Origin of the sequence: Bradyrhizobium sp. (assembly GCF_004799405.1) — a bacterium.
Classification (GTDB): domain Bacteria; phylum Pseudomonadota; class Alphaproteobacteria; order Rhizobiales; family Xanthobacteraceae; genus Bradyrhizobium.
The window spans coordinates 1-22,333 of sequence record NZ_SSMW01000025.1; the positions used below are offsets into that span (position 1 = coordinate 1).

Here is a 22,333-nt window from a genome sequence, read left to right on the forward strand (position 1 = left end):
GATCGCCTGCTGCAGCAATCCGGCGTCTACCGCGACAACCAGCGCCAGGTTGAGCGCGCGATGGATTCCAACGACCTCGAGCGCGAGCGCGGCATCACCATTCTGGCCAAGGCGGCCTCGGTGCAGTGGAAGGACACCCGTATCAACATCGTCGATACGCCGGGCCATGCCGATTTCGGCGGCGAGGTCGAGCGCATTCTCAACATGGTGGACGGCGCGCTGGTGCTGGTCGACGCTGCCGAGGGTCCGCTGCCGCAAACCAAATTCGTGGTGTCGAAGGCACTGCGGATGGGTCTCAAGCCCATCGTCGTCATCAACAAGGTCGACCGCTCCGACGCGCGCCCTGTCGAAGTCATCAACGAAGTATTCGATCTGTTCGCTGCACTCGACGCCAGCGAGGAGCAACTCGATTTCCCGATTCTCTACGGCTCCGCCAAGCAAGGCTGGATGGCGACGACGCTTGAGGGTTCGCACGACGACGGCATGCAGCCGCTGTTCGATCTGATCCTCAGCCACGTCAAGCCTCCGGTGGTGGAGGAAGGCCCGTTCCGCCTGCTCGGCACCATTCTGGAAGCCAATCCCTATCTCGGCCGCATCATCACCGGACGCATTACTTCGGGATCGGTCAAGCCGAACCAGACCGTCAAGGTGCTCGATCATGACGGCAAGCTGATCGAGACCGGCCGTATTACCAAGGTGCTGGCCTTCCGCGGCATCGAACGCACCGCCGTAGAAGAGGCGGAAGCCGGGGACATCGTCGCGCTCGCCGGTCTACCGAACGCCACCGTCGCTCACACCATCTGCGATCCCTCTGTCGAATTGCCGATCCAGGCGCAGCCGATCGATCCGCCGACCCTGGCGATGACGTTTCGCGTCAACGATTCCCCGCTGGCTGGCACCGAAGGCAGCAAGGTCACCGGCCGCATGATCCGCGACCGCTTGCTGCGTGAGGCCGAAGGCAATGTGGCGCTGGGGGTTCGCGAATCAGATGACAGCGACGCCATGGAAGTCGCCGGACGCGGCGAGTTGCAGCTCGGCATCCTGATCGAGACCATGCGCCGCGAAGGTTTCGAGCTGTCGGTGTCGCGTCCGCGCGTGGTGCTGAAAAAGGACGAAGCCTCTGGCGACTGGATGGAGCCGATCGAGGAGGTCGTGATCGACGTCGACGAGGAACATTCCGGCGTGGTCGTGCAGAAGATGAGCGAACGCAAGGCCGAGATGATCGAGATGCGTCCCTCCGGCGGCCATCGCTTGCGGCTGGTGTTCTACGCGCCGACCCGCGGCCTGATCGGCTACCAGGGCGAACTGCTGACCGATACCCGCGGCACCGCGGTCATGAACCGGCTGTTCCATGGCTACGCACCCTACAAGGGCGACATCCAGGGCCGCCGCAACGGCGTCTTGATCTCCAACGATCAGGGCGAGGCCGTGGCCTATGCGATGTTCAAGCTGGAGGACCGCGGCCCGATGATGATCACGCCCGGCTGCAAGGTCTACAAGGGCATGATCGTCGGCGAGCACACCCGCGACAACGATCTCGAGATCAATGTCCTCAAGGGCAAGCAGCTCACCAATATCCGCACCACCTCGAAGGATGAAGCGGTGCGCCTGACCCCGCCGATCCAGATGCCGCTGGAAAAGGCGCTGGCCTATATCGAGGACGACGAACTGGTCGAGGTGACCCCGAAGTCGATCCGGCTGCGCAAGAAGTTCCTCGACGCCAACGACCGCAAGCGCGCGGATAAGGCCAAGCAAGCGGTGGCTTGACTTTACCTCGCCCCGCTAACCGTCATGCCCCGCCAACGGGTCTCGCCTTCGGCGAGCCCGATGACAGGCTCCGGCGGGGCATCCAGTAATCGCCGCCGCTTGCGATAGAATCGAGACAGCGCGGAATACTGGATCATCCGCTTTCGCGGATGATGACACCATTGATGCGGTTGGCTTCAAGGCCAACCTCGAACGTGCTAGAGCCAAAAGCATGTCCTCCCTCCCCTCCGAAGTCGATGTCGCCATCATCGGCGCCGGCGCCGCTGGCCTCGGTGCCGCGCATGCGCTGCAGAACTCCGGCCTTTCCACCATCGTGCTGGAAGCACGCGACCGCGTCGGCGGACGCGCTTACACCATCATGGCCGCGCCCGACATCACCTTCGACCTCGGTTGCGGCTGGCTGCATTCCGCCGACAGGAATTCCTTTGTCGGCATCGCCGAGCGCCTCGGCTTCGAGATCGACAAGACCCGCCCGCCGTGGCGCGAGCAGAGTTTCGACAACGGATTTCCCTTAGACGAGCGTGCCAATTTCATCGCCGCGCTGGACGCCTTCCACGACCGCGCCGAACACGCCGCGAAAAGCGGGCGCGACAGCGCCGCCAGTACCTATCTTGAACCCGGCAATCGCTGGAATCCGATGATCGACGCGATCTCGACCTATGTGAATGGCTGCGAGCTCGCCCAGGTTTCGATCCTCGACATGGACGCCTACCAAGACACCGAAATCAACTGGCGGGTGCGGCGCGGCTATGGCGCGCTGATGACGGCCTACGGCGCGTCGTGTTCGCTGGCGCTGAACACCGAAGTGACGCTGATCGACCATTCCGGCACGCGCGTGCGGCTGGAAACGTCGCGCGGCACGCTGACCGCCAACAAGGTGATCGTCACCGTGCCGACCAATCTCATCGCCAATGAGTCGATCTGCTTTCACCCGGCGCTGCCGGCGAAAGTCGACGCCGCGCGCGGCCTGCCGCTCGGCCTTGCCGACAAGGTGATGCTGGCGCTGGATGAGCCCGAGGCGCTGCCGAAGGACGGCAGCCTGCGCGGCGCCACCATGCGCACCGCGATGGGCAGCTTTCATCTGCGCCCGTTCGGCCAACCCTGCATCGAAGGCTTTTTCGGCGGCAAATATGCGCAAGCGCTGGAAGATGCCGGCGACGGCGCGATGCTGGCGCAAGCCATCGACGAGATCACGGCATTGCTCGGCTCGGATTTCCGCCGGAAGCTAAAGCCGCTGTCGCAATCGCGCTGGGCCCACGACCCCTTCGCCCGCGGCTCCTATTCGCACGCGCTGCCCGGCCATGCCGGCGATCGCGCGGTGCTGGCAGCGCCAGTCGATGGCCGCCTGTTCTTTGCCGGAGAAGCCACCTCGCCGAACTTTTTCTCCACCGCGCATGGGGCGAGGGACAGCGGGGAAAGGGCGGCGGGGGAGGTGGTAGCTTCGCTAACCGCTGGATGATCGCCGCGCCCCGCCCTTTCGTCATTGCCGGGCTTGACCCGGCAATCTATCCTTCGAACGCCGCGGGCGACAAGCTGGGCTGACACGTTGGCGGTAAGCGGAGAATCCTATGGAAGCTTCGACGCTAGACAAAGGGTATCGCGATTGGCGCGATGCCGTCGATCGGCGCCTCGTTCAGATTTACTGCATAACGATAGACGATGCCGGGTTCGACGAAGAATATTTGATTAATCAGTGGCAGTCGAACGAAGCGCCGTTCGATTTCGTCGAATGGTTCGGAAGCAAATACAATCTTGATCCAATACGGTTGCTTGTCTCAGGGCGCAACTAGCCCCAGCTTATATGTCAGAGGAAAAAACCGAACGACGAGACTGGACCAGTGAGGAACTTGATCTCATTATCTCTGACTATTTTTTGATGCTCAACGACGAGGCCGCTGGCACTCCCTTTAACAAGGCACAGCATAACCGTCTTCTCCAAAATAAGATTGATCGCAGCAAAGGATCGATTGAGTTCAAACATCAGAATATTTCGGCAGTGCTCCAGCAACTCGGACTTCCCAGAATACGGGGATATCTACCCGCTACAAATTACCAAACAGCGATTATTGCCGCGATCGATCGCTACCTCTCATATAATCCCGTCGCACTTCATCCAGAGAAAGCGGTTAGTGGCTTTGCCGAGCGCCCCGCACTTTTTGTCGAGACGCCCCCAAACTTTTGCCCGTTACTCCTCGGCGGGAAGATATCGAACGTCTTGTTCGAAAATTTAATCCCGTCGAGCGTGATTTCCGCAATCGCAAACTGGGACGCGATGGAGAAGAATTGGTTTTCCAATTCGAGCGCGAAAAACTCCAACGGCTTGATCGACCAGACCTTGCGGAGAAAATCCGATGGATATCAGAAGAGGATGGCGACGGAGCCGGCTATGACATTCTTTCCTTTGACGAAAAAGGCGGGGAACGATTTCTTGAGGTAAAAACCACGGTGGGTTCGGATATCACGCCGTTTTATATCACAAGAAACGAGCTCTCGCTTTCTTCCGAACGACCTGAAGCATTTCGCCTGTGTCGCGTTTTTGATTTCTCAATACGTCCGCGGATGTTTGAGTTAGAGCCTCCGCTAGAGAACTTTGTCCATCTCTCGCCTCTTAGCTATGAGGCATCATTCTCGTAAGATTGCTTGCTTCTCTACTCCACCACCCTCGCTCGCATCTCCGCATCTGGCACAAACCACTTCTCATACTTCCCAAATATCCGATAACGGTTGCCCGCCACCAGATTGTAGAGCGCGGCGCGCAACGGCTTCGGCACCGAAAACAACACCCGCACCCATCCCTATCCCGACAAGTTCGACAGCACCGTCAGCGCGACATCGGATTTGAAATCCGCGATGCCGCCATGAACAACGGCATTGGTGTCGGGGGCTTGGGGATCGATGCCGAAGGCCTGCGCCAGCCGCGCACCGTAGCCGGCTGGATCGCGGTGAAACGAAACCGACGATCGAGATCGCGCGCGGCCACGAAGCGGACCCAGTGCGAGCAGAACACGCAGACGCCGTCATAGAGAATAACGCCATCGTCCGGCCACGGCTGCGCTGCGCTCATCGCTTGCTGGCCGGTTTCGCAACCAGCGCCTTCATCGCGCTGTCCAGCGCCGGGCCGAACAGTTTTTCGGCGCCGCCGGTTTCCGCCAGCCAATGCCCTTCGCCGCCGGAGGCCGGCAGCACGCGAAAATCCACCTTGCCGCCGCCGGCGCGGAACGCATCGGCCATTTGCCGCGACAGATCGGGCGAGAAATAAGTGTCATTGGCCGCCACCAGCCATACCACCGGCACCCGCGCGCCATCGCCGAATTCGGTCGCGGCCGCCATCAGCGTGTGCGGCGCGCAGACCTGGTTGGGGAAGTCGTTGGCATGGCCGCCGCGTCCCGGCGCAAAGGCAACGATCATCGCGATGCCGGGCGGGCCTTCGCCGGCCAGCGCCAGCGCACCCCAGCCGCCGGCGGAGTGCCCGACAATGACCGTGCCGTCCTGGCGGATGAACGGTTGGGCGCGCAGGTAGTCGAGCGCGGCCGTGATCGTATCCGCCGTGGCATATCCGGCGCGGGAATAGTTGGCTTCGTCGCAGCCGCCCTGGTCTTCGAGATAATGTCCGCCGGTCGCGCCATGGCCCGGACGTTCCGGCACCAGCACCGCAAAGCCCCGCGCCACCAGCCACGCCGACAGCGCGGGGTATTCGGGCTGCGGCATTTGCGCGCGACGAAGCACGTTTTGCGTCGAGGCGTGCGCAATCAGCGCCAGCGGAAACGGCCCGTCGCCGGGCGGGCGAAACAACCACGCATGCGCGGCGGTGTCCGGGTCCGGCGACGGCACCAGCCATTGCTGCTTGCGGTTGGGCGCGCCCTCATCGCCCAGCGCGCCGAACCGGGCCTGCGCCCCGGCCGGCTGCGCGGCGACGGTTGCCAGCACCGCGAGAGCGAAAAACGCCTTGAACGATTGCATGAATTGACCTGACGCGGCCCGAAAACGGCTGATCCGGACCTTGTGGACAGCATACCCGCGGCGAATCAAATCCGGTGCATTTTTCCGTGAACAGGGGCCCCGCCGAAAAGTCCGTCCCGGGTCGTTATGCCCGCAGGCGATCGGCCAAATGCCGCTTGAGGCGGCTGCCTGTCCCCTTTCAGCACAGCCCAACCCCGAAACTGATGCAGAAAATCCACAGGTTAACCGATAATTAACGATGGACCTTGAAGCGGACGCGCCGACTTGCTTTGATCGGGACCATGAGCACAACCCTGATCGAGGTTCGGCCGGCCAAAGCTGCGGACGCGGCCGCGGTGGCGTCGACCCATGACGAGGCCTGGCGGTCGGCCTATCAGGGCATCATTCCCGGCGCGGAGCTTGAGAAGCTGATCAACCGCCGCGGCCCGCAATGGTGGGACAGCGCGATCCGCAAGGGCAGCCGCGTCAGCGTGCTGGTGTTCGGCGACAAGGTGGCTGGCTATGCCAATTACGGCCGCAACCGCGCCCGCAGCCTGCATTTCGAAGGCGAGATCTACGAGCTTTACCTGCGGCCCGAGTTTCAGGGCCTCGGCTTCGGCCGCCGCCTGTTCACCGCCGCACGGCGCGACCTGCTGCAGAGCGGCCTGAAAAGCATGGTGATCTGGGCGCTCTCCGACAACGATCCTGCGACGGAATTTTACCGCGCGCTGGGCGGCCGCATGGTGGCGCGCTCCTCGGAAAAATTCGGGCCCAAGTCGCTCGACAAGGTCGCCTTCGCCTGGACCAACTGAGTTCTGGCTGTCGTTGCCGGGCATAGCGGTCCGAAGGACGGCGGCGCTTCCGCTTGCCTTTGACCCGCGTATCCATCATTTCCTAAAGCGGCCTTTGAAAGTGCAATGGATACGCGGGGTCAAGCCCGCGTATGACGTTTGCACCAGTCTCACAACGGCGGAGCCTTCCATGCGCATCGACGCCATTTCGATCGGGACCGATCCGCCGCGTGAGGTCAACGTCATCATCGAAGTGCCCGTCGGCGGCGAGCCGATCAAATACGAGATGGACAAGGACGCCGGCACTTTGGTGGTCGACCGGTTTCTCTATACCGCAATGCGCTATCCCGGCAATTACGGCTTTATTCCGCATACGCTGTCGGGCGACGGCGATCCGTGCGACGTGCTGGTCGCCAACACCCGCGCCATCGTCCCCGGTGCGGTCATGAGCGTGCGGCCGGTCGGCGTGCTGCTGATGGAAGACGAGGCCGGCGGCGACGAGAAGATCATCGCGGTGCCGTCGTCGAAGCTGACCCAGCGCTACGACAAGGTGCGGACCTACAGCGACCTGCCCGAAATCACGCTGCAGCAGATCCAGCACTTCTTCGAGCACTACAAGGATCTCGAGCCCGGCAAATGGGTGAAGGTGTTGCGCTGGGGCGGCGCCGAGGATGCGCATAAGCTGATTGTGGAAGGCATCGCGCGGGCGAAGGGGAAATGAAGCTTCTTACCTCACCCCGCTTGCGGGGAGAGGTCGAAATTCGCAGCGCGAATTTCGGGTGAGGGGGACTCTCCGCGAGTCGGATCGTTGATAGAGCCCCTCACCCCGACCCTCTCCCCGCAAGTTCGGGGCGAGGGAGAAGCAAGCTTACACCCCCGGCGGCGGCAGGCCGTGTATCGCGCAGGCCGCGCGCAGGGTGTTGACCAGCAGGCACGCCACCGTCATTTGACCGACACCGCCGGGCACCGGCGTGATGGCGCCTGCGACTTTCAAGGCCTCGTCGAAAGCGACGTCGCCGACGAGGCGCGTTTTGCCGTCGGGACCCGATAACCGGTTGATGCCGACATCGATCACCGTGGCGCCCGGCTTGATCCAGTCGCCGCGCACCATTTCGGGCTTGCCGACCGCGGCATAGACGAGATCGGCCTGCGCGCAGAGTTGCTTGAGGTGGCGCGAGCGCGAATGCGCGATGGTCACCGTGGCGTGCTCGTTGAGCAGCAACTGCACCAGGGGACGGCCGACCAGATTGGAGCGGCCGATCACGATGGCGTTCATACCTTCCAGCGACGGATGCACGGTCTTGGTCAGAATGATGCATCCCAGCGGCGTGCACGGCGACAACGCGGCCGATCCGCCGGCAAGCCGTCCGGCGTTGTGCGGATGCAGGCCGTCGACGTCCTTGGCGGGATCGATGGCGTTGATGATGGTTTCGGCATGAAGCGACTTCGGCAGCGGCAATTGCACCAGGATGCCGTGCACGTGCGAATCGCGATTGAGCTCTCCGATCAGCGCCTGCAGGTCATGCTGGGCGACGTCGGCCGGCAATTTGTATTCGAACGACGCCATGCCGGCGGCCTGGGTCTGTTTGTGCTTGCTGCGGACATAGACCTCGCTGGCGGGATCGCTGCCGACCAGCACCACCGCGAGTCCCGGCGTGATGCCGTGTTCGCGCCGCACCCGCGCCACCTCATCGGCAACGCGGCCGCGAAGCTCGGCGGCAATGAGCTTTCCATCGATGATCCGCGCCGTCATCGCTATTCCTTTATCGTGGCGGGTCTGGCGGCGGTCGCCCGCCGCAAGGCGTCGCCGAGTTTTGCGGGATCGCCGTCGACGGCAATCTGCTTGATGCGCGATGTTGTCCCCGACAGCACCCGGACATTGGCCTTGGGCACACCCAGTGCTTTCACCAGCAACTCGATCACCGCGCGATTGGCCTCGCCACCCTCGGCGACGGCGCGAACCCGCACCTTGACCACGCTGCGGCCATTGGCGAGCGTCTCGATCCCGTCAATGTCGTCGCGGCCGCCGCGCGGCGTCACCCGCAATGCGACACTGATACCTGCCGTGGAATAGCGCCAGGGATCCACCGCGCACGCGATCAGAATACGCTGGGATAGATGTAGTAGGTGATCACCCGCTGGATGAACATGATGATCAGGATCAGGATGATCGGCGAAATATCGAGCCCGCCGAGATTCGGCATGAAAGAGCGGATCGGCGCCAGCAGCGGTTCGGTGATCCGGTACAGGAACTCCGCCACCGACGCCACGAACTGGTTGCGGGTATTGACGACATTGAAAGCGATCAGCCAGGACAGGATCGCCGAGGCGATCAGCAGCCAGATATAGAGATCGAGAACGATGAGAATGATGTCGAGAACGGCACGCATGGCTGGCTTACTCGCGGGGTTCGGTCGCGGATTCGACCCCCTGCTAAATATCGGTTCCCCCTCTCGCAAACAAGGGAAGTTCCCGGCAAATCCCGCGGAAAAACCGCGATTTCGCCGTTCTTGACTTGGCCTTGGCGCGGACGGTAAATGGCGCCGATTGCCGGCCGCCAATCAGTTCAGGCGGCCGCGATGGGGCCATAGCTCAGCTGGGAGAGCGCGTCGTTCGCAATGACGAGGTCGGCGGTTCGATCCCGCCTGGCTCCACCAGCCTTCGCTCGCTTCGCGAGCTTCGGTTGGGCAAGCCTGAAAGGTCTATCTCAGCGAAGTGAGTGAAGGCTGCCCCGGCATAGCCCGCAGGCGAAGACGGGCTGCAGGACGTTGTGCGCATCTCACTTCCCCGTAAACCTCGGCGGCCGTTTCTCGATAAAACTCGCCACCCCTTCGCGGAAATCGCTGCCGCGCAGCGCCACCACCATTTCCCGGTTGGCGTCGATGGTGGCTTCGGCCAAGGTCTGGAACGGCACGTCGTAAAGCTGCCGCTTGATCACGGCGATCGCGCTCGGCGAGACCATATCGGCGAGATCGCGCGCGTAAGCATAGGTCTGCTCGCGCAGCTGATCGGGCGGGTAGAGCCGGTTGACAAGGCCGATGCGCAGCGCCTCGTCGCTCTGGACCCGGCGCGCCGACATCAACAGATCGAGCGCGTTGGCATGACCGACGATGCGTGGCAGCATCCAGCTGATGCCATGCTCGGCGATCAGCCCGCGCCGCGAAAACGAGGTGGTGAAAACGGTGTTGTCGGCGGCGAAACGAAGATCGCAATACAGCGCGTGGACCAGCCCGATGCCGGCGGTGGCGCCGTTCAGCATGCCGATCACGGGCTTCGGGATCGAGGGATAGTACCCGTAGCGGGTCTGCCAGTCCGGCCGCCGGTTCATGTCGAACGGCGGCACGCTTTCGGCGCGCCTGATGTCGTTGGGATCGAGCCCCTTCAGCGCGTCCATGTCCGCTCCGGCGCAGAACGCCCGCCCGGCGCCCGTGAGCACGATAACCAGCACGCCATCATCCGCGGCCGCAGCTTCCATGGCGAAGCGCACGTCGCGCTCCATGATCGGCGTCCATGCGTTCATCCGGTCGGGCCGGTTCAGCGTGATGGTCGCGATCTTGTCGTTCACCTCGTAGAGAATATGCTGGTAGGTCACGGCGATCTCCCTCTGCTCGCTGGCTTTCGCAACGACGCGCTTTGTTTCGATGCTTTCAGACGTCCGTCCTGGCGCGCGAGCCCTTTGGCCGCGCCAGATAAGCCGAGGTTTCCGGCCTTTCCTTGAGCCACCCGGTCCAGCGCTTGAATACCTTGTTCATCCGATCGGGTGCGACCCCGAGCTGCGCCATCGCAACGCCGCCGTTGACGGATTCGCGGTATTCGGCGATCAGGCCGTCGCGCACGAGGAAACGGCTGATGCCGTCAATCACGACGTATCGGCCTTCGAACTGCGGAATTTTCGAGGTGAAGCTCGACAGCGACCATGCATAGCCTTTCGCGCCGTCAAATACCGGATCGAACATCTCCCAGCGATAATCCGCGGCGTCGCGATGAAACAGGTCCTGCATCATATGTGCGATATCGGCGCGACCTTTATGCGCACCGTAGATGTAGTCGTGGTAAATTGCGTCCTCGGTGAAATGGCGCGCGAAACGTGCGCCGTCGCCGGATTCGGCCGACAGCGTGAAGTCGTTGAGCAGAGCTGCGAATTGGTCGCCGGTCATGTCGCCATCCCCATTGCCTGCTGGCCGCAGGCTCGTTGGACCGACACTATCATATCCGCAATTTTGAAAAGGCGCTGAGAGCCGCTGCTGCGGCTGCGCCTTGAGCGCTATTCCGCGGCTTCCGACATCACCGTCCGCGGTACCCGGGCGAGCCAGCCGTCAAGAAACTCCTTCAGCCATGCGCGCTCGGTCACGTCATGCACCGCGCGATCGGCGAAGTGGTGATGACGGGGCCGCGCACCCGGCAATTCGAGGCGCGCATGGCCGCGCGTGGTCCAGCGATGCATCATCGCGTAGGTCACATCGGGATGAAACTGAAAGCCGAACGAATGCTCGACGCGAAACGCTTCGACCGGAAAGTCGCTGCCTTCCGCCAGCAATTCGGCGCCGGCCGCAAGTTCGAATCCCTCGCGGTGCCAGTGATAGACATGATCCGGCCAGTGCGGGCAGATCGCCAGTCCTGCGGCCGTGGGCCGGATCGGGTAGTAACCCATCTGCGCACGGCCTTGCGGATGCGGCGCCACCCGCGCGCCGAGCTGCCTGGCGAGCATCTGCGCGCCCAGGCAAATTCCCAGAAACGGCCGCTGCTCCCGCAGCGGGACGGCGATCCAGTCGATCTCCCGGCGGACGAAATCGTCCGGATCGTTGGCGCTCATCGGGCCGCCGAAAATCACCGCACCGGCGTGGCCGTCCAGCGTTTCCGGCAAGCCATCGCCGAAGCGCGGACGCCTGATATCCAGCCGGTAGCCGAGCGCCCGCAACGCATTGCCGATGCGGCCCGGTGTCGAGGTCTCCTGGTGCAGGACAATCAGGACCGGCAGCAGCGGTTCGGGGTTTGAAGGTGCGGCGGAGGCAGCCGGTTCCCCGTGGGGGAAGCGGCGGACGGTTTCGGCGTCAGTTTTGCCCGATTGAAGCGACATCGATGTTCTTTTGGCGGCGACCAAGCCCGAATCATACCGAAACGGTTGTTAATTTCGTATGAGTTGAAAGCAAGCCGCGGGCCAAAAACCGGGCTTTCGAGGCTTCTATCCGCGTCTTCGCCGCTGAAAACCGCTGACTGCCGCCAGGATAAACCAGCGCGGAAACAGCCGAAGCAGGAACGGCACGATCTTGATGCCGAGGCCGGGCAGCACCGCGCGCTTGTTGGCCATCAACCCGCGATAGCCCGCCTGTGCGACATCGGCGGCGGAGACGTTCAGGATCGCGGAATCAAATCCCGGCTTGAAACCGGCACGCGCCTGGAACTCTGACGGCACCGGGCCAGGACATAACGCGGTCACCCGCACGCCGTGCGGCGCGAGTTCCGCGCGCAGCGCTTCGGTGAACGACAGCACATAGGCCTTGGACGCATAATACACCGCCATCCCGGGTCCCGGCAGAAAGCCGGCAATCGAACTGACATTGAGGATGCCGCCGCGATTGCGGATCAACTGATCGGAAAACCGCAACGATAAATCAGTCATGGTGCGGATGTTGACGGCGATGATGCCGAGCTGCCCGGCGCGGTCGAGCTCGATCGCGTCACCGAACAAACCGAAGCCGGCATTGTTGACGACGTATTCGATTTCCACGCCTTCGCCGGTCAGGGCCGCGGCGATTTCGTCCCCGGCGTCGGATTGTTCGAGGTCGCACGGAATGACGATCGGCGCGGCGCCGCCACCGGCCACGATTTCGCTCGCCAGCGCGGTCAGGCGGTCGGCCCGGCGCGCGACCAGCGCGACGCGGTGACCGTTGCCGGCGAAAACCCGCGCCAACTCGGTGCCTATTCCCGCTGAAGCACCGGTAATAAGCGTCACACGATCGGTCACGGTTTAAATGCTCTGAAAATTAAAATTGCAGGTATCGGCCAACATTCCAACGAGAGCATAGGCCCTAGGCGGGAGGCAAGTCATCCAGAAGCATAGCGGCGTGCTCCGCGCACAGCCCTTTGGAATTGAATAGCAACATTTGGGGCCTGATCGCGCGCCGGTGACCGATTTTGGGGCGCATTAAAATTTCGTCATGTCCGGTACCGCGCGCTTGGCGCGTCAGGCGCCCGGCCGAAGCGGGTCATATTGTCGCGTCCGCGCTGTCCGAGCTGCCTGCGGCCGGCCCGGATTGCCTGGCGGCAACACGATGCTTGAGGTCGATCCGGTCGCGCGAGGACACGGCCAGTAACTCCGCCGCGCGCCAGACGACATTGTCCTCGAACTCGCTGACCTTGCCGTCGGCATAAACCAGCTCCCACATCATTTCGACGATGCGGCGCCGGCCGTCCTCATCCACCGAGCGCATGATGACGCTGGTGAAATGATAGAGATCGACCGCCTCACCCTCGGCCAAAGTCGCGGACGCGATCAGTCTGTCCGCCGCGCCGGGATCGAGACCGAAACTGGTTTCGAGCAGGCCGTGAAGCTTGCGCTTTTCGATGCCGGAGGGTTCGCCGTCGAGCGAGATGACGTGAATCAGCAATGCCGTCGCCGCCAGGCGGTATCCGGCATCGTCAAACGACCGCTGCTCGTGCGCGGCGGGCGAAATAACCTCGGCGATGAATTGGCGCAGTCCGTCCAGCATCGTTCTCTAGCCTGAAATAGCGTGAAGCTTCTTGGCGGGTATATGGGACGGAAACTCAACACGCGCAATCCAGGCCGGTTCCCAGCTTGCGCATTACGGTTTGGCAATCTCGCGGTCAGGGAATTTCATAGACCATGATCTTGTCGGCAATGCCGCGTAGCGCCGCCTGTTTTTGAATCGGCGCAATGGCCGCCTTGTCGAGGATAGCGGCCACCGCGGGCGCGTCGATCACCGGCCCGGTGATGTGGATCGACTGCGACGTCGACAGGCCCTGGACCCGGGCTGCGATGTTGACGGTCTGGCCGAAATAATCCTGCCGCTCGTTGAGCATGACGGCAAGGCAGGGGCCTTCGTGAATGCCGATCTTGACCACAAGATCGTCGGTGCCGCGTTCGGCATTGAGCGCGTCCATCGCCGCGCGCATCCGAAGCCCGGCGGCAAGCGCGTGTTCGGGCCGGATGAAGGTCGCCATCACGGCGTCGCCGATCGTCTTCACCACGGCACCTTTCTCCGAAGAGATGATTTCGAGCAATGCGTGGAAGTGCGCGCGCACCAGGTCGAAGGCGGCGAGATCGCCGACCCGCTCGTACAGCGCGGTCGAACCCTTGAGGTCGGTGAAGAGGAAGGTCAGCGACGTGATCTTCAGCCGCTGGTCGATGTTGAGATTGTCGGCCTTGTAGACATCGCGAAAGGTCTGGTTGGTCAGCATCCGCTTGGCGGTGAGGAACGGCTTGCGCTTGCCGATCAGGTGATGCAGCGCGTCGGCGGCGATGAAGACCGACGGCAGCACCCGGACATCGGTCTGGTTGTCGAGCGACAGCCGCAGCGGTCCGGGACGCAAGGTTGTGGTGCCTGCCGGCGCCTGGATCCTGTTGTAGATCAGCGACAATTGCTGACGCTCCTTGGTCGGCTCGCCCTGGACGTCGATGAACTGGGCGGCATGCGTCACCGGCTCGAACACGATGATGAACTGCGGCGGCAGTTGCAGCGACAGCACCGCCTTGTCGCCGGACGGCAGTTCAAGCGCATCCAGCACCACGTCATTGGTAAGTGCGGCGAAGGATTCCTCGTTGAAATCGACGCCGGAACTCCAGAAGATCTGCTTGAAATATTCCCAGAGCGGCAGCGTGTTGGGGTCATGCGCCGCGATCCGCCGGACCCTCGGACTGACGGTAAAGGCGACCTCGACCTGCTCGTCGACGGAAGCCTCGTAGCCGCAGGCGCACAGGCCGCAATGATAGTCGTCGTGACGCAGCGATTTCAGGGTCGAGTGGGCGTCGAGCACGCCGCTGCAGCCGGGGCACAGTACGTTCCAAGTCAGGTCGAACAGGCCGAGCCGCGAGGCATGAAGAAAGCCCGAGATCACCCGCTCTTCGTCGAGCCCGGTTCGCCTGGAAAAATCCAGCGCGTTGATCCGGTTGAGCTCGTGATCAGCACCCGCTTCGACCAGCCGCGCAATCGCATCGGCCACCGCGGGGTCGGCGGTCTGTTTCAGCACCGAAAACTGGGCCTGGATGTCGCTCATGCCGCAGCCTTAAATGGGATCGCCGCAGCGCCCAGGCAATGGGCCGTCAACGCGGCGTGATGCGAAACATTGGCGAGCGATCCGGCTGGGTGGTGACCACGCCGATCGGCATCACCGGCTCCTTGTCGAGCATTTCGACCCGGAATGCGGCAATGATCCTGGCCAATGCCAGTGTGGCTTCCACCAGCGCGAAATGCGCGCCGATACAGATCCGCGGACCGACGCCGAACGGCAAATAGGCGAAACGATCCGGCGGCGGTGCCCCCGGCATGAAGCGGGACGGGACGAAGGCGTTCGAATCGCGCCAGAGTTTCTCGTGCCGGTGCAGCAGCCACGGCGCAATCAGCATCACATCGTGCTTTTTGACCGGCATGCCCGCGATGGTGTCGGCCCCTGCAGCGGCGCGCGCGATCAGGAACGCCGGCGGATAGAGCCGCATCGTTTCGTCGACCACGGCGCGGGTAAATTTCAGGCGCTCGAGATCGAGGACATCGGCGGCGCCTTGCGCCTCGGCGGCCAGTTTGTCCTGGGTCGCCGGGTCGAGCGCGAGCAGATACAGCGCCCAGAACAGCGCGGTGCCGGTGGTCTCGTGGCCGGCGAGTATCATCGTCGCGACCTGATCGCCCAGCTGCGCGTCGGTAAAGGCCTCGTTGGTTTCGGGATCGCGCGCCGCACCCATCAGGTCGAACAGATCGCGCGGCGGCGCGCCTTCGTTCTTGCCGGCGGCGCGACGTTCCGCCATCAGCATCGCCACGAAGCTTGTCCATCGTTTCCGGAACCGGGCGCGGGAGAAATCCTGCGGGCTCGGCCATCCCAGCGGCAACAGCAGATCGAGAAAATGCGGCCGCGCCAATCGCGCGCCATATTCCATCACGAAGCCGCGCAGCGCCGCACCGTGACGATCCATTCCGAACGAGAACATGGTGCGCCCGGCAATCTCCAGCGTCATCCGCTGCATCGCCTCGCGCAGATCGACCGGGCCGGCGCTGATCGCCCGAAGCTTGGCAATGGTCTGATCGGTCGCGGCGATCATGTGCGGAACGAGCGTCATGACCGCCCGCGGCGTGAAGGCCGGCGCCAGCGTCCGGCGCTGGTATTTCCACGCCCGGCCCTCCGATATCAGCAGGCCTTCGCCAAGCACCGGACGCAGCACCCGGATGCCGGCCGGCGTTCGCGTGTAGTTCTCGTAATTATCGACCAGGATATGGCGGATCGTGTCGGGGGTGTTGAGAATAAAACTGCTGCGCCCCAGGAAGCGGCCCCTGATGATGTCCTCTTCATAGGCGCGCGGCCCCCAGGTATCGATCATGCTCCTGCGCATCGCCGCCATCCGGCCGAAGGCGGTCATGGTGAGGGAGGCGCGGGGCGGACTGGGCGGCACCAGCGGCGGATGCGCGGGGGAGGGCACGTCCCAGGCTTCGGCTATGCTCACATTCGGCCTCGCGACTTGACATCCGATAGGCTGCGGCTGGGCATACAGCTAGTCATTTAGCTCGGCGATCGCAATTCGGTTTTCCGAGGCCGGCCACGCCCGTGCGACAATTCGTTCCAGATTGAACAATGCCGCAACGGGGCGCCCGACCTCCGCGGCTGAAAGCCGCAGCGTGCTGACCGAGTCGACCGGGACGCCGGTCTTCACATCGGCCGGCTCCTTGCCGTCGAACAGCACCACATCGCGCGGCAGGCCGAAATATCCCCGCGTCCGCGACATCAAGACGATCGCGCCGGCGTCCGCATCGGCCGGTCCCAACGGGCGCGCGGCGCGCAGATGCACGATATCGGACGAGCGCGGGAACGGCGAACGGTAGAAATGCGTGGTGGTCGAACCCGTCGATGTCAGCACGATCTCGAGATACCAGGATGGATCGGCCGCGAGCGGACCCCAGCGTCCATCAGCGCCGGTCTTCGAGGCATGAAAGGGGTCGGCGCCGATGCGCTCGCCGGTATCCGGCGATACGCGATACACCTCCACCGTTGCGCCCGCCACCGGTCGGTTGGTTTGAACCCCGCCCGGCGTGCCCGTCACAAGACCGCTCAGCCTGACCGTCGTTTCCGGCACGATCGCGATCCGCTCCGGTTCGCGCCCGGCGATGAATTTATAGATCTCGCGGAACGCGCGCGGCGAATACGCCGTCTCGCGATGGTCGACGGCGCCGAGCACGAGATTGGTGGCGCCCTTCAGCGCCGGTCCGTCGAAACCGATTCCGGTTGGGATGCCGGGCTTGCCGAGAACGCGGCCGTCGGGCTGGGCATATTTGTCGATGTTCTCGCTTCGCAAGGTCAGGAACGACGTATCCGGCGTTACTTCACTGTCGCCTGCGTTGAGCCCGCGCAGGAAAGGGCCGCGGCCGTTGAATTCGCTGCCGGGATTATCGTCCCAGTCGAACGCGCCGTGGTTGGGCACGCCGCACAGCACGGCATGACTGACATCGGCGCCGCCGCCGTTCTTGATGTAGTTGCGAATCGGATAGCCGCCGCTCGAATTGCCGACCAGGGCTAGGCGCGGCGAGCCGGTGCGGCGCTTCAATTCCTGGATGGCGTCGCCGAGTTCGCGACGCTGGTCTTCGGTCGAGGATCTGTTCGGCTCGGCCTTGCTGTCGTCGCTACGCGCCAAAGGATCGGTGAAATTGATCGCCAGCATCCGCTCGCGCGGGATGCCATTGGATTCCATCCGCCACAGCGTCGTCATCCACAGGGCGGCGTGATCGCCATTGCCGTGCACGAACAGGATGGCGGGAACTTCCGCAGCAGCCGGTGCGGCCGGAACCGTTTGCGCGAAGGCCGCAAATCCGAAGTTATGGACCGCCAAAGGCAGCGCTCCAGCACCTTTCAACAACGTCCGCCGCGACAGGTTCATTTTATGACCCTTTCGTTATTTTTCAGCATCTTAAGCGCCTTGCGGCACCGCCGATAGCGGCCTAACCACTGGACAGCCAAGGACTTTCGCAGGCATCACTTGGATGTGCGGGAATCAAGCCCGGCCATGGCCGGTCGATACGGAACAGGCCATGACGGAACAGCCGAAACGCTCGAGATTTGCTGCCGACCACGTCACCGCCCCGCTGCGGCATTCGGCGTTCCGGCGCATCTGGCTGGCCAGCCTGCTGTCCAACCTTGGCCTGCTGATTCAGGGTGTCGGCGCCGCCTGGTCGATGACCCAGATGACATCGTCCGCCGACAAGGTGGCGCTGGTGCAGACCGCCCTGATGCTGCCGGTGATGCTGATCTCGATGCCGGCCGGCGCCATCGCCGACATGTATGACCGGCGCATCGTCGCGCTGATCTCGTTGTCGATCGCGCTGTCAGGCGCGACATGCCTGTCGGTCCTGGCGTGGCTTGACCTCGTCACCCCGCAAATCCTGCTGGCGTTCTGCTTCGTGGTCGGCAGCGGCATGGCGCTGTTCGGCCCCGCATGGCAATCCTCGGTCAGCGAGCAGGTGCCGACCGAAACATTGCCGTCCGCGGTCGCGCTCAACGGCATCAGCTACAACATCGCGCGAAGTTTCGGTCCCGCGATCGGCGGCATCGTGGTCGCCACCGCCGGCGCGGTGGCGGCCTTTGCCGCCAATGCCGTGCTCTATATTCCGCTGTTGATCGTGCTGTTTCTTTGGCGCCGCACCAGCGAGCCGTCGCGGCTGCCCCGCGAGCGCCTCAACCGCGCCATCGTGTCGGGCGTGCGCTACATCGCCAATTCGCCGTCGATCCGCGTCGTGCTGATGCGCACGCTGGTGACGGGCGTGATCGGCGGTTCGGTATCGGCGCTGATGCCGCTGGTCACCCGCGACCTGTTGCATGGCGGCGCGCAAACCTACGGCATCATGCTTGGCGCCTTCGGCGTGGGCGCGGTGATCGGCGCGCTCAACATCGCCGAAGTGCGCAAACGGATGAGCGGCGAGGCCGCCATCCGCGCCTGCGCGCTGTCGATGGCGGGCGCCATCGCGGCGGTCGCGTTGAGCAGGGAACCGGTGCTGACCGCGGCGGCGCTGGTGGTGGCGGGCGCGGTGTGGATGCTTGCGGTCGCGTTATTCAACATCGGTGTGCAGCTTTCGGCGCCGCGCTGGGTCGCGGGCCGCTCGCTGGCGGCATTCCAGGCTTCCATCGCCGGCGGCATTGCGATCGGAAGCTGGGGTTGGGGCCGCCTGACCGATGCGGCCGGGGTCGAAACCGCGCTGCTGGTTTCCGCCGCGCTGATGTTTGTCTCGCCGCTGCTCGGCCTGTGGCTGCGGATGCCGCCGGTCGGCGCGCGCAATGAAGCCGCCGAAGTGCTCGCCGATCCCGAGGTGCGGCTGTCGCTGACCGGCCGCAGCGGGCCGCTGGTAGTGGAGATCGAATACCGGGTCGATCAGGACAACGCCCGCGCCTTCCATGGCGTGATGCAGGAAGTGCAACTCAGCCGGCAGCGCAACGGCGCCTACGGCTGGTCGATCGCGCGCGACATCGCCGATCCCGAATTGTGGACCGAGCGCTATCACTGCCCGACCTGGCTCGATTATCTGCGCCAGCGCAATCGCTCGACCCAATCCGAACGCGCGCTGCATCAGCGCGCGATGAACTTTCATCTCGGCCCCGATCCGGTGCGCGTCCGCCGCATGCTGGAACGGCCGTTCGGATCGGTGCGCTGGAAGGAAGACACGCCGGACCGCGCCCCGAACGAGGTGCTGCCGGTCACGTCAGCGGCGGCGGGCGGCAGTACCTAGCGCTCGCCTGCGTCATTCCACGATGCCTCAAACTGAATGACGGCGCGTTATTGCCCGTGTTCGGTCAGGACTTTCTCGCAGGCCCGGCTCAGTCGGGCGCGATTCTGCTTGAGGCACGCCAGAACGGCCATATCGCCGTCATTCATCACCGAACGGCAATGACGGCTGACGTCACGGGCGCATCCGGGGTCCGGCCGTCCGCTTTGCGCCGACGCCGCCGAGACCAGCAGCACAAACGGGATGACGAAAAGAAATCGGGCCATAATGTGACGCCTGCCAGTCATGATCTTCTCCGCGTTCTAATGTGCCCAAACCGGCGCCGCAACGGCATTTTAATGCGTGCGACACTTTGAAATACGCAACGTTCGGGCCTGAATGGCCGGCTGCGGCCAAGATTAATCCGTCAACCGGGGCCGCGTTGGTGCGACGTTAACACCTGTTTCGCATAAATGGCCCCCCAGCCGGGATGCCGGTGTGGAACAGGGGAACTAACGATGCGCAATGCGGCAGGCCTGATGCTGGCGAGTGTGGTTTCGGCCGTGGCGATCGCAGCCGTATGGTTCTGGACCGCTTCGCCGCGTGCCGATATGGCCCCGCCGCTGACCGTCAGCGCCCGCCAGGCCGAGAAACTTCTTAACACCCCCGCCGCCAAGCCGGTTCCGGCGCGCCAGGATGTCGAGGTCACCGCCGCCATTCCGGACCGGCGCGCGGTTGCGCCGGTGCAGCCGAAAACCACCTGCGCCAATCCCGACGCGCTCGGCGTCAGCCGCGTCGTCGAGATCGACACCACCGGCGGCCCGGGGTTCGGTTTCGAACATTTCAAGCAACTGGATTTCCTGACCGACAAGGAAGTCGTGCTGACATTCGATGACGGGCCGTGGCCGGTCAACACGCCCGCCGTGCTCAAGGCGCTGGCCGACGAATGCACCAAGGCGGTGTTTTTCCCGATCGGCAAGCACGCCACCTATCATCCCGAAATCCTGAGGCAGGTGGCCGCGGCAGGGCACACCGTCGGCGCACACACCTGGTCACACGCGAATCTCAACAGCAAGAAAATCACCGACCAGCAAGCCAAGGACGAGATCGAGAAGGGCTACAGCGCCGTCAAGATGGCCCTTGGGGCTGCGCCGGCGCCGTTCTTTCGTTTCCCGGAGCTGCAGCATGGCCCGGCGGCGATGGCCTATCTCGGCTCGCGCAACATCGCGATGTTTTCCTGCGACGTCGACTCCTTCGATTTCCGGGCCAAGGACGCCACCCAGATCATCAACACCGTGATGACCAAGATCGACAAGGCCGGCAAGGGCATCATCCTGATGCACGATTTCCAGAAGCACACCGGCGAAGCGTTGCCCACTTTGCTTCGGCGATTGAAGGCCGGTGGCTACAAGGTCGTGCAGATGAAAGCCAGGATGCCGCTGCAGACCTTGGCCGAATATGACGACGCGCTGGTCAAGGACATGAAAGTGCCGGTCACCAGCCTGCGTCCGGTCAGCTCGGTGGTGCAGACGGTTTCGGAGTAGCGTGCCAAAAAGCCATCCGAACCGGATTAGTTGGAAGCCACCTTGCTGGATTTCTGAGCCAGATCGTGGTCCATCACCGCCCTGCAGCCGGTGCTCAGGTTGGCGCGGTTCTTGACCATGCAGGCGGTGATCTTCGGAATGTTGGGAATTTCCGAGCTGCACAGGCGAAACGCGTCGCCGGTGCACATTTGCTGCGCCTCGGCACTGAAGGCGAAGCTCTGGGTCGACAGCGCGGAGAAGGAAACCGCGAAAGCCAGTACCAAACCAGCCTGGCGAATCGTTCTGGTGAAAGATGCGGTCATGGTGGGCTCCCGGGGTTAGCCGCTGGTCGCGGCGCGCTGTTCATGCCCGGACCATGCCCCAAGGATCGCGTTCGGACTGTGACGTTAGTCACACCGGCAAACCAGCTCCGCGAATAGCCGGGCCCTCAGCTTTTTTGTCCCGCTTCGTCAGCACCAGAACGATCGCAGTACGGCCGGTCCAGCCGGAAAAGAAAAAGTTTGTCGACGAGAAGTTGTCTGACCGTGATCGGTTCTCCGCGCGGAATATAACAAAAGCGGTATTGCACAAAAAACAATGCGTTGAACACCGCGCAGATGATCGCTGCCCCCGACAACACAACCAGGCTTTTTCGGCCCGTCGCCATCAGCCAGGCCACACCAAACATCAGCAGCGGATAAACCTCGATCAATCGGCGGTAACCGAAGGAGTTGCCTGACCACCAGTCCAGGGCGATCGAGTTGATGTAGACCTGCGAGGCGAACGCGAGCAAAAACGTCAAGTAAAGCACGCGGTCACCTCTGCCCATCGCGCCAAAAACCAGGCCGATGACACCGAAGGCGACGAACGGGGTCCACGTTATAAAGCCATGCTTCAGCGAGAACAGCACCGCCACCAGATGCGGGTGCAGCGGCTGAAGGAAATCATCTCCCTGCGGCACCATCAGGAAACTGCCGTTGACAACCTTCCAGACCAGCAACTGCAAGACAGCGATCGTGCTGCACAGGACTCCCGATCCCACCAGTCGGCCGAAATCGTTTCGCCGTCGCCAGAACAGCGCCACGAAGAGCAGCGCTATGACCGGAGCGAGTTGCGGACGACATAGTAGGGCGAAGCCGGAAGCTATCCCAAACAGAACGAAGGACCCTTCGTCCTGGAGAAGCCCGACGAACGCCAATGTGCTCAATGCGACGCAGAAAAACGCCACCGCATGCGACATCGACGCATGAACAATGATGTAATAGGGCAGGTTCGAGCAGAGCACGAAAGCAATGGTGGCGATGGCGCTGATGCCGTCATCGTGGAATTTACGCAGTGACAAAAAGCAAAGATAGATTCCGAAGAGGCCGTAGATCACGGCCCCGAGGTTGGTCGCGAATTGATC

General features: G+C 63.2%; 23 protein-coding genes, 1 tRNA gene and 1 pseudogene. 9 read left to right on the forward strand and 16 right to left on the reverse strand.

The annotated features are described in order from the left end of the window. From typA to E7813_RS04310, 4 genes are all read left to right on the forward strand, one after another. On the forward strand, window positions 1-1,767 hold a 1,767-nt coding region (gene typA / locus E7813_RS04295; RefSeq protein WP_291571219.1), incomplete at its 5' end, for a translational GTPase TypA. Window positions 1,768-1,978: 211 nt separating this feature from the next. Then, window positions 1,979-3,226 (forward strand): NAD(P)/FAD-dependent oxidoreductase, encoded by a 1,248-nt coding sequence (locus E7813_RS04300; RefSeq protein WP_291571221.1) that lies wholly within the window; start codon window positions 1,979-1,981, stop codon window positions 3,224-3,226. 109 nt (window positions 3,227-3,335) lie between these two features. After that, entirely contained in the window at window positions 3,336-3,557 is a 222-nt protein-coding gene (locus E7813_RS04305) for a hypothetical protein (protein WP_291571223.1), read from the forward strand. A 493-nt stretch (window positions 3,558-4,050) separates the two neighbouring features. Further along, a complete protein-coding gene (locus E7813_RS04310) occupies window positions 4,051-4,401 on the forward strand; it encodes a DUF3883 domain-containing protein (protein ID WP_291571260.1) in 351 nt (116 codons plus the stop codon). Window positions 4,402-4,415: 14 nt separating this feature from the next. On the opposite strand, the pseudogene E7813_RS04315 reads toward E7813_RS04310, so the two are convergent. Together E7813_RS04315 and E7813_RS04320 are read right to left on the reverse strand one after the other, a co-directional pair. Continuing rightward, window positions 4,416-4,831, reverse strand: a pseudogene (locus tag E7813_RS04315) (DCC1-like thiol-disulfide oxidoreductase family protein). Continuing rightward, the gene (locus tag E7813_RS04320) at window positions 4,828-5,727 is read right to left on the reverse strand and encodes an alpha/beta fold hydrolase (protein ID WP_291571226.1); all 900 of its coding nucleotides are present in this window, start codon (window positions 5,725-5,727) and stop codon (window positions 4,828-4,830) included. The pseudogene E7813_RS04315 and the gene E7813_RS04320 overlap by 4 nt, the downstream one beginning before the upstream one ends. A gap of 281 nt (window positions 5,728-6,008) precedes the next feature. On the opposite strand from E7813_RS04320, the gene E7813_RS04325 reads away from it, so the two are divergent. Then, window positions 6,009-6,518 (forward strand): GNAT family N-acetyltransferase, encoded by a 510-nt coding sequence (locus E7813_RS04325; protein WP_291559177.1) that lies wholly within the window; start codon window positions 6,009-6,011, stop codon window positions 6,516-6,518. A gap of 169 nt (window positions 6,519-6,687) precedes the next feature. After that, complete coding sequence (gene ppa, locus E7813_RS04330) at window positions 6,688-7,218, forward strand: inorganic diphosphatase (RefSeq protein WP_291571228.1); 531 nt, start codon at window positions 6,688-6,690, stop codon at window positions 7,216-7,218. Between the two features lie 147 nt (window positions 7,219-7,365). Here ppa and folD read toward each other — a convergent pair whose 3' ends face one another. From folD to E7813_RS04345, 3 genes are read right to left on the reverse strand one after another with little or no spacing between them, the layout of a single operon-like run. Continuing rightward, the gene (gene folD / locus E7813_RS04335; RefSeq protein WP_291571230.1) at window positions 7,366-8,250 is read right to left on the reverse strand and encodes a bifunctional methylenetetrahydrofolate dehydrogenase/methenyltetrahydrofolate cyclohydrolase FolD; all 885 of its coding nucleotides are present in this window, start codon (window positions 8,248-8,250) and stop codon (window positions 7,366-7,368) included. Window positions 8,251-8,252: 2 nt separating this feature from the next. Then, window positions 8,253-8,585, reverse strand: coding sequence for a DUF167 domain-containing protein (locus tag E7813_RS04340; protein WP_291571231.1), 333 nt, complete (start codon window positions 8,583-8,585; stop codon window positions 8,253-8,255). Between the two features lie 11 nt (window positions 8,586-8,596). Beyond that, entirely contained in the window at window positions 8,597-8,887 is a 291-nt protein-coding gene (locus E7813_RS04345) for a YggT family protein (protein WP_291571232.1), read from the reverse strand. Between the two features lie 191 nt (window positions 8,888-9,078). Between E7813_RS04345 and E7813_RS04350 the strand changes: the two genes are divergently transcribed. After that, a tRNA-Ala gene (locus tag E7813_RS04350) sits at window positions 9,079-9,154 on the forward strand. Window positions 9,155-9,276: 122 nt separating this feature from the next. Here the strand turns inward: E7813_RS04350 and E7813_RS04355 are convergent. The 8 genes from E7813_RS04355 to E7813_RS04390 form a co-directional block, all read right to left on the reverse strand. Further along, window positions 9,277-10,089, reverse strand: coding sequence for an enoyl-CoA hydratase (locus tag E7813_RS04355; protein ID WP_291571234.1), 813 nt, complete (start codon window positions 10,087-10,089; stop codon window positions 9,277-9,279). 55 nt (window positions 10,090-10,144) lie between these two features. Continuing rightward, window positions 10,145-10,654, reverse strand: a complete 510-nt coding sequence (locus E7813_RS04360; protein WP_291571236.1) for a nuclear transport factor 2 family protein — start codon at window positions 10,652-10,654, stop codon at window positions 10,145-10,147. Between the two features lie 107 nt (window positions 10,655-10,761). Next, on the reverse strand, window positions 10,762-11,574 hold the full coding sequence (locus tag E7813_RS04365) for a glutamine amidotransferase (RefSeq protein ID WP_291571238.1): 813 nt from the start codon (window positions 11,572-11,574) through the stop codon (window positions 10,762-10,764). A gap of 105 nt (window positions 11,575-11,679) precedes the next feature. Beyond that, window positions 11,680-12,462, reverse strand: coding sequence for an SDR family oxidoreductase (locus E7813_RS04370; RefSeq protein WP_291571240.1), 783 nt, complete (start codon window positions 12,460-12,462; stop codon window positions 11,680-11,682). 241 nt (window positions 12,463-12,703) lie between these two features. After that, window positions 12,704-13,207: a TerB family tellurite resistance protein gene (locus E7813_RS04375; protein WP_291571242.1), complete on the reverse strand. Its 504-nt coding sequence runs from the start codon at window positions 13,205-13,207 to the stop codon at window positions 12,704-12,706. Window positions 13,208-13,322: 115 nt separating this feature from the next. Further along, window positions 13,323-14,732 (reverse strand): adenylate/guanylate cyclase domain-containing protein, encoded by a 1,410-nt coding sequence (locus E7813_RS04380; protein ID WP_291571244.1) that lies wholly within the window; start codon window positions 14,730-14,732, stop codon window positions 13,323-13,325. Between the two features lie 46 nt (window positions 14,733-14,778). Continuing rightward, on the reverse strand, window positions 14,779-16,164 hold the full coding sequence (locus E7813_RS04385; protein ID WP_291571246.1) for a cytochrome P450: 1,386 nt from the start codon (window positions 16,162-16,164) through the stop codon (window positions 14,779-14,781). Between the two features lie 48 nt (window positions 16,165-16,212). After that, window positions 16,213-17,589: a hydrolase gene (locus E7813_RS04390; RefSeq protein WP_291571248.1), complete on the reverse strand. Its 1,377-nt coding sequence runs from the start codon at window positions 17,587-17,589 to the stop codon at window positions 16,213-16,215. Window positions 17,590-17,740: 151 nt separating this feature from the next. Here E7813_RS04390 and E7813_RS04395 point away from each other — a divergent pair, with 151 nt between their 5' ends. Further along, window positions 17,741-19,429: an MFS transporter gene (locus tag E7813_RS04395; protein WP_291571250.1), complete on the forward strand. Its 1,689-nt coding sequence runs from the start codon at window positions 17,741-17,743 to the stop codon at window positions 19,427-19,429. A 47-nt stretch (window positions 19,430-19,476) separates the two neighbouring features. On the opposite strand, the gene E7813_RS04400 is transcribed toward E7813_RS04395, so the two are convergent. After that, window positions 19,477-19,692, reverse strand: coding sequence for a hypothetical protein (locus E7813_RS04400; RefSeq protein WP_291571251.1), 216 nt, complete (start codon window positions 19,690-19,692; stop codon window positions 19,477-19,479). Window positions 19,693-19,923: 231 nt separating this feature from the next. On the opposite strand from E7813_RS04400, the gene E7813_RS04405 reads away from it, so the two are divergent. Beyond that, window positions 19,924-20,949, forward strand: coding sequence for a polysaccharide deacetylase family protein (locus E7813_RS04405; RefSeq protein WP_291571254.1), 1,026 nt, complete (start codon window positions 19,924-19,926; stop codon window positions 20,947-20,949). A 26-nt stretch (window positions 20,950-20,975) separates the two neighbouring features. Here E7813_RS04405 and E7813_RS04410 read toward each other — a convergent pair whose 3' ends face one another. Together E7813_RS04410 and E7813_RS04415 are read right to left on the reverse strand one after the other, a co-directional pair. Further along, window positions 20,976-21,251, reverse strand: a complete 276-nt coding sequence (locus E7813_RS04410) for a hypothetical protein (protein ID WP_291571256.1) — start codon at window positions 21,249-21,251, stop codon at window positions 20,976-20,978. Window positions 21,252-21,376: 125 nt separating this feature from the next. After that, a partial coding sequence (locus tag E7813_RS04415; protein WP_291571258.1) for a glycosyltransferase family 39 protein occupies window positions 21,377-22,333 on the reverse strand: 957 nt, incomplete at its 5' end.

Excerpts from the sequence above, each read along its gene's own strand:
- E7813_RS04360 (WP_291571236.1), bottom strand. The coding sequence starts at position 10,654 with ATGACCGGCGACCAATTCGCAGCTCTGCTCAACGACTTCACGCTGTCG.
- E7813_RS04405 (WP_291571254.1), top strand. The coding sequence starts at position 19,924 with ATGCGCAATGCGGCAGGCCTGATGCTGGCGAGTGTGGTTTCGGCCGTG.
- ppa (WP_291571228.1), top strand. The coding sequence starts at position 6,688 with ATGCGCATCGACGCCATTTCGATCGGGACCGATCCGCCGCGTGAGGTC.
- E7813_RS04365 (WP_291571238.1), bottom strand. The coding sequence starts at position 11,574 with ATGTCGCTTCAATCGGGCAAAACTGACGCCGAAACCGTCCGCCGCTTC.
- E7813_RS04400 (WP_291571251.1), bottom strand. The coding sequence starts at position 19,692 with ATGGCCCGATTTCTTTTCGTCATCCCGTTTGTGCTGCTGGTCTCGGCG.
- E7813_RS04305 (WP_291571223.1), top strand. The coding sequence starts at position 3,336 with ATGGAAGCTTCGACGCTAGACAAAGGGTATCGCGATTGGCGCGATGCC.
- E7813_RS04410 (WP_291571256.1), bottom strand. The coding sequence starts at position 21,251 with ATGACCGCATCTTTCACCAGAACGATTCGCCAGGCTGGTTTGGTACTG.
- E7813_RS04380 (WP_291571244.1), bottom strand. The coding sequence starts at position 14,732 with ATGAGCGACATCCAGGCCCAGTTTTCGGTGCTGAAACAGACCGCCGAC.
- E7813_RS04325 (WP_291559177.1), top strand. The coding sequence starts at position 6,009 with ATGAGCACAACCCTGATCGAGGTTCGGCCGGCCAAAGCTGCGGACGCG.
- E7813_RS04390 (WP_291571248.1), bottom strand. The coding sequence starts at position 17,589 with ATGAACCTGTCGCGGCGGACGTTGTTGAAAGGTGCTGGAGCGCTGCCT.
- E7813_RS04320 (WP_291571226.1), bottom strand. The coding sequence starts at position 5,727 with ATGCAATCGTTCAAGGCGTTTTTCGCTCTCGCGGTGCTGGCAACCGTC.
- E7813_RS04300 (WP_291571221.1), top strand. The coding sequence starts at position 1,979 with ATGTCCTCCCTCCCCTCCGAAGTCGATGTCGCCATCATCGGCGCCGGC.
- E7813_RS04375 (WP_291571242.1), bottom strand. The coding sequence starts at position 13,207 with ATGCTGGACGGACTGCGCCAATTCATCGCCGAGGTTATTTCGCCCGCC.
- E7813_RS04345 (WP_291571232.1), bottom strand. The coding sequence starts at position 8,887 with ATGCGTGCCGTTCTCGACATCATTCTCATCGTTCTCGATCTCTATATC.
- folD (WP_291571230.1), bottom strand. The coding sequence starts at position 8,250 with ATGACGGCGCGGATCATCGATGGAAAGCTCATTGCCGCCGAGCTTCGC.
- E7813_RS04395 (WP_291571250.1), top strand. The coding sequence starts at position 17,741 with ATGACGGAACAGCCGAAACGCTCGAGATTTGCTGCCGACCACGTCACC.